Source organism: Enterococcus sp. LJL51, from assembly GCF_049894025.1.
Taxonomy (GTDB): domain Bacteria; phylum Bacillota; class Bacilli; order Lactobacillales; family Enterococcaceae; genus Enterococcus_L.
In genome coordinates this window covers 13,752-27,471 of record NZ_JBNEQE010000020.1, presented here as the reverse complement: position 1 = coordinate 27,471, position 13,720 = coordinate 13,752, and the positions used below count along the sequence as shown (strand labels likewise).

The following is a 13,720-nucleotide window of genomic DNA, read 5'->3' as shown; positions in this document are numbered from 1 at the left end:
TGAATTTTACATACTCTAAATAACTGAGAGTATCTTCAATGCGGATAGATTTTAGATTTTCTTCTACATACTGTCTGTTTCTTTTGCATACATAAATTCTTTTTCTAACAAATACTGCAAAAATAATAGATCCTCTTTCATTTCCTCAGAAGTATCCAGTTTCAAAGTGTTAACAAAATCTACTAATTCATCGATTTCCATCAAGCTCAAATTGTATATTATACCACTATGTAAAAGGATTTTATGAAATAAATTCCCTTCAGCCTCATATCGTTCTTTCAAAAATTCAATCTTATTTAAAGAGCCTTGCTTTTTTAGAAATAATTTCCGAAAACGTTTAATTTCCTTTTGATCAATAAGCTCCATGATTTCTCCTTTTTCTATATTTAGGTACAATAAAAAATGAATATTCTTCCAAAAATCAGATTATTCATGACATTCTAAATTCTCCTTTGTAATATTTGATTTCACGCCACTGAATTATAATTTTCGATATACAATAGACATCATCAAAATTGGCATAAATCAGTTGTCATGAAAAATGATATTTTCACAAGTACAAGGTAAAGATATTCGCAAATTACACACTTGACAGTTCAAATCCCTCTTATTGGTTCAGAAGTTCAAATACTAAATCTACAATACCAGCTTTCAAATCGTCTGTATCAAGCTTATCTAGTGCATCTTCTAAGTATTTTCTAGAAAGAGTAACAGACTTATGATGTTTTAATTCTTCAATAAACAATTCATAGTCACTATTTATATCGTATATTTTTGAAAAAGAAGCAATTAGAGGTGTGATTTCCTCTGCGATTATATCAGCCAATCTATCTTTTAGACTTAATTTATTAATGTAATCTTCATATACAGCAGGGGAGATTTTTTCCATCTCAGTATTGAGACCACTATTATCAACCTTTAGATTCTTGACCTGCAAAAAATCATACAGTGGTTTTTCATTATATGGATAATAAACCATAATTTCAGATACAAAAGTATTTTTTTTACCATTGCAATAAGAACAGCTACGGACTAAGTTGCTTGGGATTATGGAAAAGGTATAGTAAGTTTCCTTTGGAAAAATATGATCAAGTGTGCCTGCATGTAATACACCACAATAAGCACATTTACTCTCATGAAGAGGATAAAAGTATTTTTTAAAGTTTCCCCATGCGCCTCCCCTAAGCCGATTATAGAGTGTATGCATCTTATCTTTCTTGACAGTCACACGCTTTTTATTGCCAAGTGCAACACTAAACGGTTTGCTTTTCTTTGGATATAGTGGATTTTTAGAGGATAGATCCCTTTGGCAAAAAAAATCATTCAATTCCCTTTCAGACTTTTTAACAACTCTTTTAAACCCATTCGTTTCTATAATTTTTTTATTTTCGACATTACTGATATAAAGATTTTCTATAACATCTTCAACCGTAATTTTAGGAGGAAGAATTTTCATCATTATCTACGACCTCTCTTATCCTACGCTTAATATATATTTTTGCTTCTATACCAATATCATTATTTTCATATATCTCTTCTAGTTCCTCAATCTTTTTACTTGCAAGTTCTCTGTAAAAACCTGCCTCAAACTTTTTGATATTAAAAATTCTATCATTGATAATACTTAAATTTTCACCAAAACAAGGAAAATCTATTTTTTCTATAGCTCTCTTTTCTTCAATATCATCAAAAGTAATTTTATACACACAATTACTTGGAATCTGTTGAATTATTAAAGGTGAGTGTGTAGAAATAAACGCAATAGCATTACGACGTTCAAAAATATAATTCAATAAATTAATGTATCCCATAACGTATAAAGGATGTAAATACAATTCGGGTTCATCGATAACGGCAAACATGTCCTCCTCTACCACCGCTATTAAACTGAAAGTCATATATAGTAAATTAGCTTGTCCAGAGCTCAACTCTTGAAATTTATTTTTTAATGATTTTTGAAATTTATTTTTTGTGTTTCTATTTTCTTGTCTTTCATCATCTATTTCATAACTAAGGATGGAATCTTCTATGAAATCTCTTAAAAATGAATCAAAAGTAGCAATCTGTTGATTAAGTATATACTCTAGTTCTTTATACTTATTTTCATCAGATTTTATACTTTTCAAAAATTCATACAGCTCCAATAAAAGTAACTCGGTCGACTTTAATGCATCAATACTGTTATAATCCTTAATTCCTATATACTCTATATTATCATCATCGTTAATATAATTTTCATGATCGTCAAAAGAACTCATTGTCAATAATAATATTCTATTGATATCAAAATACTCATCTTCTGATTTGACCTCATAATTGTTCTTCTTTAATTTTTTTATTATTCGTTTTAGTAATTTCGTTTTTCCTACCCCATTATTTCCAATAACTGCATAAATATTGTTTGAAAGCAAATTATTTACCTTTGTATCAATTTCAACATACCCTTTAAATTTTCTTGATTTAAATTTAAATTTTAAATAGTAATCTTTTTTTTCGTTACCAATACTGACAATTCTTGGATACACTTTTTGAATCATATGAAGTGAAAAAGCTCTAGTAAAGGAGAGCTTAAAAAAATCATAATCTTTATATCTATCAACCGTTTCATTAAGAACAATATCATTCAACTTCTCTTTGATAAGTTTTATCAATCCAGGATATTCTTTATCATAGGAATAAAGTTTAGAATAGTACTCTTTAGAATATCCTAAACTTATATAATTCGTTCCAATACTATCCACATCTCCTTCTATATCCTTGCTATTGTGGTAAGGTTCTTCCTCTTTTTTCAACTTCGCAAGTTCTGGATTAACTATTAATATTCTCCCTAACGAAACATTTCTTTCACTTCTAGATTTTTTTACTTTATAAGAAAAAAATAATTTATAATGAGTATAGAAGCCATAGTCATTCCAAGGAATATATGTCAATTTCAATTCAATCATTTCAAATCCTCCTAATTAAATTTTCTTAATCTATTTTAATAACTATAGATGTTACTTCTTCAAAAGATGTAGAGTTTGCAATTATTTTTTTCTGAATCTAATTCAAAAATCTTACACGTTTATGGATAGTTTAGCTAATCAATAGTTTCCCTATCAATTCAAAGGTACATCTATATTATACTTCTAAAACAAATCTTTATCTTAACACTCTTCAATATTTTTTGATCTTTAATCATCGCATTTCCAGGCAGTTTTATGACCTCTAAACAATCCTTATTTCCTACAATTAAGTTTTCAGACTACCTCCTTTACCTAAATTTCCATCATTTTCTAATTACATTATGCCTTTATTGTCTAAATTATGATACATTTATATTATAAAGTAAAATAATGATTGAGCAGGTGAAAGTATGCGCATGAATGAAGGTAAAGAGACTTGGCATCGACTATTAAACTGGGATAGAGGACAAACTCCTGCTGAAAGATTAGCAGCCATCATTTTGTCAAATGAAGGATTTCATAATGTTGATCCATCTCATCCTTTAGGAGGCCCTGACGGCCTCAAGGATATAGCATTTACGTATGAAGGGAAGAAATGGATAGGTGCCGTCTATTTTCCTCGCGGTCAAAAAACATATAATGAAGTCCGAGTAAAATTCCAACATGATCTCTGTGGAGTTAAATCTAACGACTCTAAAGGCCTTGCTTTTTTCACTAACCAAGAGTTAACTCTTTCAGAAAGGGAAAAATTAACACAAATTGATTCTACTATAGATGTGCAATTATATCATTTGGAAAAAATCACTTCACTACTTAATACCCCCTCTTATTATGGTATACGTATGGAGTTTTTAGATATCGAAATGGAGAGGGAAGAACAATTAGCCTTTTTTGCTTCTCAAAACCGACGTATGTCTCATATTGAATCTGCATTAAAAGACCTGACAGTTGGCTTAGAGGAATACAAAGTTGCTCATCATCAGAATACTGATGATTTGGAAAACGATGATGGACGTACATTAGATGAAATCATCAAGGCTTCTGAAGAATTCTATGAAAAAGTATGGTTCGATAGGCATTTGTTATTAAAGAGCCGAGTTGAAAATGGACAAACCACTATCAATTCAGATATTTGGGAAGGTGCACTGAAAGCTGCGCAAAGGATGATTGACAAATATGGGGAAGATGCGCTTGGACCATATAGCGATTTTGAATGGGGTATGCTGAATGGAAAACTTTCAGCATTACGTTGGGTTTTAGGCAGCGATTGGGATATGATGGACACATAAAGACACATATTTCACATAAATTATTTTACAAATTTCCAAATGAATAATAGTAAATACTCAATAATTTATATCTGTATCTCACATCATTCCTATTTTTGATTTCTATTAAAACGATAGCTATATAAAGTTATAAAGTAAACGTACAGTTGAGTGTTACTTAATTCAACTCAAAAAGAAGTATGGGATTTTTCCATACTTCCTTCCAATCTCCTTTCTTTGTGCACAAAAATAGCCCCATCACCGATATAGATGATAGGGCTTCATAGTTATAATATATAGTTATTTTATAAGTTGTTACAACTTAGTGACACAAACTAAACTGTCTTTTTTGCACTCTATTCAAACTTTCAATACGATGTGATGTATAGATAAAAACACTATAAAAAAGCTTCCCGCATTCTTCATCTACCCTCATTATTCTTCTAGTGACATCATAGAACTAATATCGAAGCGTTTAGAATGTTTACTATAATAATTATCTTTTGTGAGCAAAACTATTTCAGGAAGAAATGATTCTTCACCATGTGGATGTTCCTTAGTATAGAAATATTTATTGTTGAATGCCCATAGTACAAAATCAACTTCCGACTTTATAAATAATTTCATAAAGTTTTTATCAAAAAATGGAAGACTGAAAACTGCTTCACGTGTTGAAATCCTATTTGTTTCTTTTTTCCTTACATAATATGTTGAATCATCTACTATTAAAAACCCAAGTTGTTTATTTGGGTAGTTCTTTTTATAAGCATCTACACTGTCCAAGTGTTTTTGGCATATTCTCTTAAAATTATTTAAGTATGCCCCATAGTTATGATGACTTATTGAATCATCAGGAGTAAAGCTATCTGTTTCAGGGTTGTACCTTGTATCTCCATTGCCAATAATCACTGGATTAGGATGAAATGTTCCTTCAGGAAACTCACTCATCCAATTCTCAACAGTTCTCAAGGCTCTTGCATTTGCTTTTCGTTGTGGATTATTCTTTCCTTTTTTTGTTGTAACAATATCGTCTATCTCAAACATTTCAATCATCAAATCATTCGCAATAAAATCTGGCCTTGTGCTTGTGTTATCATTCCATTCAGATTCTTTTATTTTTTTTAATAGCAGTTTTTCTTTTTTGGATTTAACAAAAACTGGTTTATTAGATTGTATAACGTTTTGAAATATCTCCCACTCTGTTTCATTATTAAACATTTTAAACACTATGCTAACAACTCCATTCCTAGAAAATATAATCTTAGCGATTTACTAAAAAATCAGTTATTTTTAATCTTTTTCTGTTTAATGTTTGAAAAGGCCAAAACATCAATGTAGTATCTTATAAATTCATTTTCTTCCTTTAAATATTTCCAGATTACCACCAACACCCACATCATTCTACCCTGTATTTACTTAAACCCAATAAATCAACGGTCTTCAAAAAAACATACAGTCATGTTACTAACTTAATAAGGAAGAAGAAATAAGTTCTCCATATACTTCTTCTATAAAAGGTCTGTCAAAAGTTTTTTAAACAATTACTGAAGCACAAAATTTATCCTTTACTAGCAATGTCTCTTATCAATGGCCTCGAATATCACTTTCAAGGATTGAGCCAGACTTAGCTGAACGATAAAAATAGATTGTATAATAATTTGAAAATTCAGTCTGGTCTCTTAATTTTTGATATACTAATTCACCATGCTCCAAAGGGTTCCCATTAAACCTATCACTTTTTTGATTCATGATAGCCACTCCTTGTTTGTGTGATTTATAATATGCTTGTAGTTCTTCTAAACTCTGTTTACTCTCTACAACTAAAGTAGCTAAATAGTCCATCCCATTTCCGTTTCCGTTCAGCTTACCTACAATACTCTTATGTTGAATTTGTTTCGTTTCCTTCGGTACTGGAATATTTTTCAATTCACTTTCCATTCTCCACGCAACAATATTATTTATCAATGGAATTCCCATAACTGGACTTGTTATCACTAGTAAAATAGTCGCCAGAAATAAATACATAAACACTTTGATTGTTTTCTTCAACGAATCATCTCCTCATCAACAACTCTAGACTGATATCTTCTGCTTTAAAAAATACATTTCCACATAAAACACTTCCTGCTGATAACTAATGAGAACGAGAGTCTTTTCTATCAATATTAAAAGAAAGCAAAAATCATTTTTATATGTATTTCTTATCCCATATCCATTTGTTTTTTTCAGATCAACAAGGACTCCCGTATCACTTTCCCTGTGATTCTCATCATCGAACCGCCGATATTATGCCATCTTTCCAAAAAAATACCCCTACTTATGATACGGTTCCCCGTATCGTAAGTGAATGATATTTGGAGAATTCTATAACGGACATCATTTTATCGATTTTTGTTCTGAATTCCTACCACTCAAAAAAACTTCATTATTTGTGACACTTATGTCCGTATTACATGTAATTGGAAAGCCCACAACTATCATCCGAAAAATTTCTTTAGGAATCTTAACGATTCTTTTCTAAATATTATCTCTTATTTCATTCAACTTCTTAGTAAATTCAAAAACATTATCACCATATTTGAAAAACCTTGGACTTGAGTCTAAATTAAAATGCTTTGCCATGAAAACCATATCTTCAGCTAATGAGTTTACGCTCCATATTGAAACATTTATTAGCATTTTCCAATATTCATCTGGCAACTGTTGTTCAAAATTCTCAGGATTCAAATTTTCTTGCAACCGCTGTGGATGTAACCAATTTGAAAGTTCATCATAACTCGAAAAAAATTCTACTCCAGAATACATTTCATCACTTAACTCTTTGAATGATTTTCCACTAGCTATTTCATACCACAATTTGAAGACCGAAAGCTTTTTATCAGAATCAACTTCAATCTTTTTTTTGAATTCCTGTTTAAAACTTGATACCATGTCACGATCAATATCTGTAAACAAAATAGAATCTTTACCCGTTAAAAGCTTATCCCACTTTACGGCAGACTCGAACCCTTTTTTGTTCAAATATATCCGAATAAACCTCTCCTTCTCCTCAGCAGTAGCACTTGAATATACTTGAAAAGCCAGTTGAAGTTCATAGACAGTCCTTTGTAACGGCAGCACACCATCTGTAATACCATTCTCCAACAGAAAGAAAATGGTTTTTAAACGAAGATTAATATTTCCCACTATAAAAAACAGAAAAATGTCCACACGATTTAAAGGATTTGATTTCTTTTCACCCAAAGCCCTTAGATTATCTAATCTTCTTATAGTCGATTCAAATATTTTTTCATAAGTAGGTGTTTTCATCATCTCATAAACCTCTTCCATTCAATTCATTATATTAAAATACACTTCTTTTCAATTTTATTTCTATCTATAAGAAAAAAATTAGCTAAACAAAGGATAGAACGCAGAGACTAAGCTTTTTCTCGCGTTTAATTAAATTTTATATTCACTTTATATTTTTTATTTTTTGTAAGCAAACAACCTCTGGATTTCTTCCGTACCTAATTCAGTAATATAGATATAAACATTCGTTTTTGTCCAATAAGAATCCTTATCTATCGATTGATTAAAATCAATAAAATTTAATAGTTTTAGTTGAGTAATCAGTCGATCCAATTCTGGAATTTTAAAATCGGAGTTGTAGCCTTCTTTTTCATTAAAGTATTCTTTAGACTCACGAATACCAGCCTTAGAAAATATTAATTCCTCCAATATATTATCAAATTCTCTCTTAATTAAACCTTTTTCTCCATATTGAATCAGCACAGGTAGCAAAGCTCGTGTCATTTCATTTACAGAAACATCTATTTTTGTAACATCAGAACTAGAATATTCATACCTAACATATGAGTTACCATTTTTATTTATTTTTGTCGTTTTATTATAAATGTCAAAATGAATTTCCACTACAATAATATCATCATCTTGTTTCAAATTTTCAGTTTGTTTTTTTAGTGCTATTTTACTTTTCTGAAGTTGATCTTTCAAATCTTGATTTTCTTTAACCAGTTGATAAAATTTTCCTTCGTCAACCTTATCAGAATATCTAATCCAGCCTTTTAAATCAGGATTTCTTCTATTTGTGTTATTAAGAGAGCCCAGAACAGCACCTTTAATTGCCTGTTTATGATCAATATACTCGACCATATGAGATTCGACTTTAAGTCTAAAATTTTTAAATGGTGCTATATTCCTCTCTATGTCACTAATGTTTAATATCTCTTTTTTAACTTTTTCATTTATATAATCATCTGTTAATACTAGGCTAAATCTAGGGATACCCAATTCACCAGCTAAATCATATTCCCATTCTGTATAACTGATATTCAGCTCGGAATCCACTGAACCATATCTAGCACCTAATATTAATAAATATACATCTGATTCTTCTATCCACTCTCTTATGATGTCTTTCTGAGTTTGGTCCCCTGCTTTGAACAACTCCATTCCTGCTGGGATGTGCCCAGCATTTAACACAGCTTCAACAGCAGCCTGCCTCTCATCTATTAAATCTTTATACGTAGAAGAAATAAATACTTGTAACTTTTTCTCGCTATTCATAATAAAATATGCCTCCAGATATTCTTGTATTCTTTTACTAGCAATAAAACTGATATTTCAAAAAATCTAGAATTTCATCTAGTTTATTCACTACTTGATAGTAATACGCTTTCATCGTCTTATGCTAAATCCACTGCTCCAACAAAAAAAAGAATTTCATTAAAATAATTATAGCATCATTATTTATTTTGAGAATAGTTTTCCATATAAATAGTATTCAATTTGTCGTTACGCACCTCCGTAACGATCACCTCAGCTATTTGCAATATGAGAAAAATCGTAACGGACTATATCATATACAATACTATTAATCCGTTGATTCTTCTCTCCTAATAAAAAAGAATCGTACCTGATAAGACACAAGTACGATTCCTTTTATTATCATTTATATCCCTATTTATGATACGGTTCCCCCTTCTGTATCCGAAAGGCCCGATAAATCTGCTCCACCAGAATCAGCCGCATTAGCTGGTGTGGATAAGTCATTTTGCCGAAAGAGATTTTTTGATTGCTTCTATTTAATACCTTGTCGCTAAGTCCTAGTGAGCCGCCGATGACGAAGGCCAGCTGTGACTTGCCGGAGATGCCCAGCTGCTCGATGTCTTTGGCAAAGTCTTCGCTGCTGGGCTGTTTGCCGTCTATGGCTAGGGCAAACAGGTAGTCGCTGTCTGAGAGCTTGGCAAGAATGCGTTCGCCTTCTTTTTCCTTCACTTGAAGCATTTCGGCTTCGCTAAGCTTTTCCGGCGCCTTTTCGTCGGGTACTTCAATGACTTCTACTTTACTATAGCTCTGCAGACGTTTCAGGTATTCATTAATTCCCTGAACCAGATATTTTTCTTTTAGCTTTCCCACAGTAATGATTTTTATACGCATTTCTTCACATCTTTTCTTCTTTTTCTCATGTTTTCCACTAATTTTATCATGAAGGAGATTTGTATTCCACAGAATTTCCACAAAGTTATGCACATATACACAGACTTATCCACAGTTTAGACATCGTTTCAGCACTATTTTTACAACTTTTTCAATACAAACATGTATTCCCCTGCTGATTTATACACATTATCCACAATTCTGTGGATAACTTTTTTTAGATGTTTTCCACATCTTTCTTCTTTATTTTTTCATAATTAGGGTTATTTTTTTCTCACTTAAATGAATTTTTACCAAAGTTTTTCATAAAAAGTTCAAAGCTATCCTGTAGACTAATGTTGTCTAGGAAAGCTATACTATTAATTAGATAAATGAATAATAAATCGGAGGATGTTTATAATGGATAGAAGAGATGTTACACCTAATTCAAATAAAAATGGTTTATTTAAAAAATTTGGTATTGGACTTGCAAGCGGTCTGCTCGGTGGTGCGTTGGCCTTCGGCGGTCTATATGCAGTAACCGATATGTCCAATAACAATACACCTAGCTCATCTGAGCAGCTGACGCCTGAAAGTAATGACGGGGATACAAAAGTCAGCAACGTAAATGTGAATGTCAACAGCGACATCACAAAAGCTGTGGATAAGGTTCAGAACGCAGTTGTTTCAGTTATCAATATGCAGAGTGTCAGCAATCAACAATCTGGACTCTACGGCGGTTTGTTTGATGAAGGCAACCGCGGCGGCAGCGACAGCAATTCTGATGCTGCTGATGGGGCGGATTTAGAGGCGGCCAGTGAAGGCAGCGGGGTTATCTATAAGAAAGACGGAAAAACAGCTTATATTGTTACCAACAACCACGTAGTTAGCGGTGCTGAAGGTTTGGAAATCGTTCTGCATGATGGTACTAAAGTAAAGGGCGAGCTTGTGGGAACAGATTCTTATACTGACCTTGCAGTGATTAAGATTACTTCTGACAATATTGATGCGGTTGCAGAATTCGGTAATTCCGACAGTCTGAAAATCGGCGAGCCTGCAATTGCGATTGGTTCTCCTTTGGGCTCTGACTATGCAAACTCTGTGACACAAGGGATTGTTTCTTCTTTAAACAGAAATATCACAAATACTAATGATGATGGTGAAACAATTAGTATCAATGCGATTCAAACAGATGCAGCTATCAACCCAGGAAATTCCGGTGGTCCGCTAGTCAATATCGAAGGTCAGATTATCGGGATTAACTCTGTGAAGATTGTCCAATCCAACGACTCTGTCAGTGTTGAAGGTATGGGCTTTGCGATTCCAAGTAATGATGTAGTCAACATTATTAACCAGCTGGAAAAAGAAGGTAAAGTTACTCGTCCGGCATTGGGTGTATCTATGGTTGATATGACTAACATTTCTACTCAGCAAAGAGAGCAGATTCTGAAGACGCCTGAGGAATTAACGACTGGCGTAGTCGTTCGTTCTGTACAATCAGCAACTCCAGCAGACAAGGCGGGTCTTGAAAAATATGATGTTATCACTAAAATTGACGGCGAAGACGTAGAGTCTTCAACGGATGTTCAAAGTGCTCTTTATAAGAAAAAAGTTGGTGATACGATGGAAGTTACCTTCTACCGCGGTTCTAAAGAACAGACCGTAAAAATCGAACTAACTATTGATCAAACAGCATTACAATCACAAGAATAAAACAGGAAAAAGCCGCCTTCGTCGACCATCGACGGAGGCGGCTTTTTTTATTTAATGCACACTGAGCAAAATAGGTCAGCAATTATTACTCTTCTCAATAATCCTCAGCTGAAAATGGAGTTCCAACTACTGCATCAAACGGCAGTTCCATAATTCCCTTCTTTTCTGGAGCATTGGGTACATTCAGTTCTCTAGCAGAACAAATCATACCCAAACTCTCTACTCCCCGCAGCTTTCCTGGCCAAATCATCATACCATCCGGCATCATTGCTCCCGGTTTCGCTACAACAACCTTTTGTCCGGCTTTGATGTTCGGCGCGCCGCAGACAATCTGCAGAACTTCGCCATTATCCACTTCTGTTTGAGTAACAGATAAATGGTCCGAGTCCGGGTGTTTTTTACAGGATCTAACAAATCCAACAACAATTTTAGGTGTTTCATCCAGTATCAGCTCTTCAGAAAATCCATTTGCTTTTAATTCTTCATTCAGGCGATTTAGTTGTTCTTCTGTTAATTCTACCTGTCCACTGCCCTCAATAGAAATAATCGAAGAAACATTAAAAATGTTCCAGGCAACCACTTGATTAGAACCCGCAGTTACTTTTGCAACATTTCCCTTGCGCTCTACACTGTTTTCCTGTCCCAGATCATCTGCGACAATCACCAGTAAGGTGTCGCCTACATGTTCTTTATTATATGAAAAAATCATTTATTCTCCTCCTTGACTGTTTTCCTGTCTAATCTTATCAAAAAAAGCATTTGGGTGCACGCAATTTTTAGGCAACATCTCGATTTGCTAATAAACCTAACCGACAGCTGCTAGGCAAAAAAGGGTGGGAATCCCTGTTATTACTATTTTTCAATACAATAAAAGGGTGAGAATCATCCGCTCCCACCCTCTCTGTTTCTCACAAGCTCCGAAGAAAATCAGTAATTTCTTTTTTTGTTTTGCGGTCTTTATTTACCAGACGACCTAATTCTTTGCCTTCATCTAAAACAACAAAGCTTGGTATCCCAAAAATATTCCATTTCGCCGCAACATCGATAAATTCATCCCGATCCACCTGAATAAACTGATATTCCGGAAATTCATTTTCAATTTCCGGCAGAACAGGCTTGATAAACCGGCAGTCGCCACACCAGTCAGCCGTGAAAAAGAAAACATTCTTGCCATTCTCTACGTATTCAGCTAATTCCTCTAAACTCGTTGGTATAATCATTGATTTCCTCTACTTTCCGTAAATAATCGTGTTAACAGTAGATTTATCCAGCCCTTTCAACACTTGAATCAGCATTTCTCTCGCTGCTTCAAAGTCTTTGATACTGAACATTGTTTGATGGGTATGAATGTAGCGTCCACAGACACCAATCACAGAGCTTGGTACACCAGCATTTGTAGTATGGGCAGCACCAGCATCCGTGCCGCCTTTTGAAACAAAATACTGATAAGGAATTTTATTGGTTTCAGCTGTGTCCAATAAAAATTCACGCATACGCGGTAGTGTAATCATTCCCGGATCAAAAATACGCAGTAGCGTTCCTTCACCTAAATGACCATAAGTGTCCTTCTTAGTATTGATATCATCTGCAGCCGAACAGTCTACTGCAAAAAACAAGTCTGGTTTAAATTTATGCACAGATGGTTTAGCTCCGCGTAACCCAACCTCTTCCTGAACATTAGCGCCGGCAATTAGTGTATGCCCCAGTGTTTCGTTCTGCAAAGCTTCCAGCGCTTCAAGAACTAAGGTACAGCCGTAGCGGTTATCCCATGATTTGGCGATAATATTCTTGCCATTCGCTGTTTTTATTGTTTCAGTTTGAGGAACAATCGTATCTCCTGGGCGAACACCGTAGCTTTCTGCTTCTTCTTTTGATTCAAAGCCGGCATCAAACAAAACATCTGTTACTTCCAGCTGTTTTTGACCATTAGTACCTCTCAGCAAGTGAGGGGGAATAGAAGAAGAAATACATGGATAATCTCCCTTCGCTGTTTTCAGCGTAAAGCGCTGTGCAGAAACCACATAGGGATTCCAGCCGCCTAAAGGAACTACTCGGAACAATCCGTTATCCTTGATTTGGGTCAGCATAAATCCGACTTCGTCCATGTGTGCAGCAACCATTACCCGCGGTCCGTCAGCTTCTTTCCCACGCTTAATACCAAATATGCCGCCTAGTCCGTCATATTGAACCTCATCCACTAGCGGTGTAATGTGCTGCTTCATATACGCTCGGATATCGTCCTCTGCTCCGCTGGTTCCCTGTAATTCTGTCAGTTCTTTGATTCGTTGGAATGTTTTTTCTTCCATTTTCTAATCCCTGCCTTATCTTGTTCATTTAATTAACTTGAACTGTCGACTTTCAGCCATTTTAAGC

General features: G+C 34.0%; 13 protein-coding genes. 2 read left to right on the top strand and 11 right to left on the bottom strand.

Annotation, left to right across the window (positions count from 1 at the left end; all coding sequences use genetic code 11):
- Positions 1-63: 63 nt before the first annotated feature.
- The 3 genes from ACPWSO_RS15460 to ACPWSO_RS15450 all read right to left on the bottom strand — a co-directional run bounded on the left by ACPWSO_RS15460 (position 64) and on the right by ACPWSO_RS15450 (position 2,945).
- The gene (locus ACPWSO_RS15460) at positions 64-366 is read right to left on the bottom strand and encodes a hypothetical protein (RefSeq protein ID WP_426084483.1); all 303 of its coding nucleotides are present in this window, start codon (positions 364-366) and stop codon (positions 64-66) included.
- Between the two features lie 241 nt (positions 367-607).
- A complete protein-coding gene (locus tag ACPWSO_RS15455; protein ID WP_426084482.1) occupies positions 608-1,459 on the bottom strand; it encodes an HNH endonuclease in 852 nt (283 codons plus the stop codon).
- Positions 1,437-2,945, bottom strand: coding sequence for an AAA family ATPase (locus ACPWSO_RS15450; RefSeq protein WP_426084481.1), 1,509 nt, complete (start codon positions 2,943-2,945; stop codon positions 1,437-1,439). The genes ACPWSO_RS15455 and ACPWSO_RS15450 overlap by 23 nt, the downstream gene beginning before the upstream one ends.
- Positions 2,946-3,355: 410 nt before the next feature.
- Here ACPWSO_RS15450 and ACPWSO_RS15445 point away from each other — a divergent pair, with 410 nt between their 5' ends.
- Positions 3,356-4,234: a hypothetical protein gene (locus ACPWSO_RS15445; RefSeq protein ID WP_426084480.1), complete on the top strand. Its 879-nt coding sequence runs from the start codon at positions 3,356-3,358 to the stop codon at positions 4,232-4,234.
- A 414-nt stretch (positions 4,235-4,648) separates the two neighbouring features.
- Here the strand turns inward: ACPWSO_RS15445 and ACPWSO_RS15440 are convergent, their stop codons facing one another.
- From ACPWSO_RS15440 to rlmH, 5 genes are all read right to left on the bottom strand, one after another.
- Complete coding sequence (locus ACPWSO_RS15440; protein WP_426084479.1) at positions 4,649-5,440, bottom strand: hypothetical protein; 792 nt, start codon at positions 5,438-5,440, stop codon at positions 4,649-4,651.
- A 357-nt stretch (positions 5,441-5,797) separates the two neighbouring features.
- On the bottom strand, positions 5,798-6,262 hold the full coding sequence (locus tag ACPWSO_RS15435; protein ID WP_426084478.1) for a hypothetical protein: 465 nt from the start codon (positions 6,260-6,262) through the stop codon (positions 5,798-5,800).
- A gap of 468 nt (positions 6,263-6,730) precedes the next feature.
- Positions 6,731-7,525 (bottom strand): DUF5677 domain-containing protein, encoded by a 795-nt coding sequence (locus ACPWSO_RS15430; protein WP_426084477.1) that lies wholly within the window; start codon positions 7,523-7,525, stop codon positions 6,731-6,733.
- A 156-nt stretch (positions 7,526-7,681) separates the two neighbouring features.
- Positions 7,682-8,782, bottom strand: a complete 1,101-nt coding sequence (locus tag ACPWSO_RS15425; protein WP_426084476.1) for a DUF4062 domain-containing protein — start codon at positions 8,780-8,782, stop codon at positions 7,682-7,684.
- A gap of 393 nt (positions 8,783-9,175) precedes the next feature.
- Complete coding sequence (gene rlmH, locus ACPWSO_RS15420) at positions 9,176-9,655, bottom strand: 23S rRNA (pseudouridine(1915)-N(3))-methyltransferase RlmH (RefSeq protein WP_426084475.1); 480 nt, start codon at positions 9,653-9,655, stop codon at positions 9,176-9,178.
- A 399-nt stretch (positions 9,656-10,054) separates the two neighbouring features.
- On the opposite strand from rlmH, the gene ACPWSO_RS15415 reads away from it, so the two are divergent.
- Positions 10,055-11,347 (top strand): S1C family serine protease, encoded by a 1,293-nt coding sequence (locus ACPWSO_RS15415; protein WP_426084474.1) that lies wholly within the window; start codon positions 10,055-10,057, stop codon positions 11,345-11,347.
- Between the two features lie 94 nt (positions 11,348-11,441).
- Here the strand turns inward: ACPWSO_RS15415 and ytpR are convergent, their stop codons facing one another.
- The 3 genes from ytpR to pepA form a co-directional block, all read right to left on the bottom strand.
- Entirely contained in the window at positions 11,442-12,056 is a 615-nt protein-coding gene (gene ytpR / locus ACPWSO_RS15410; protein ID WP_426084473.1) for a YtpR family tRNA-binding protein, read from the bottom strand.
- 199 nt (positions 12,057-12,255) lie between these two features.
- A complete protein-coding gene (locus tag ACPWSO_RS15405; protein ID WP_426084472.1) occupies positions 12,256-12,567 on the bottom strand; it encodes a thioredoxin family protein in 312 nt (103 codons plus the stop codon).
- Between the two features lie 9 nt (positions 12,568-12,576).
- On the bottom strand, positions 12,577-13,653 hold the full coding sequence (gene pepA, locus ACPWSO_RS15400; protein ID WP_426084471.1) for a glutamyl aminopeptidase: 1,077 nt from the start codon (positions 13,651-13,653) through the stop codon (positions 12,577-12,579).
- Between the last annotated feature and the right edge of the window lie 67 nt (positions 13,654-13,720).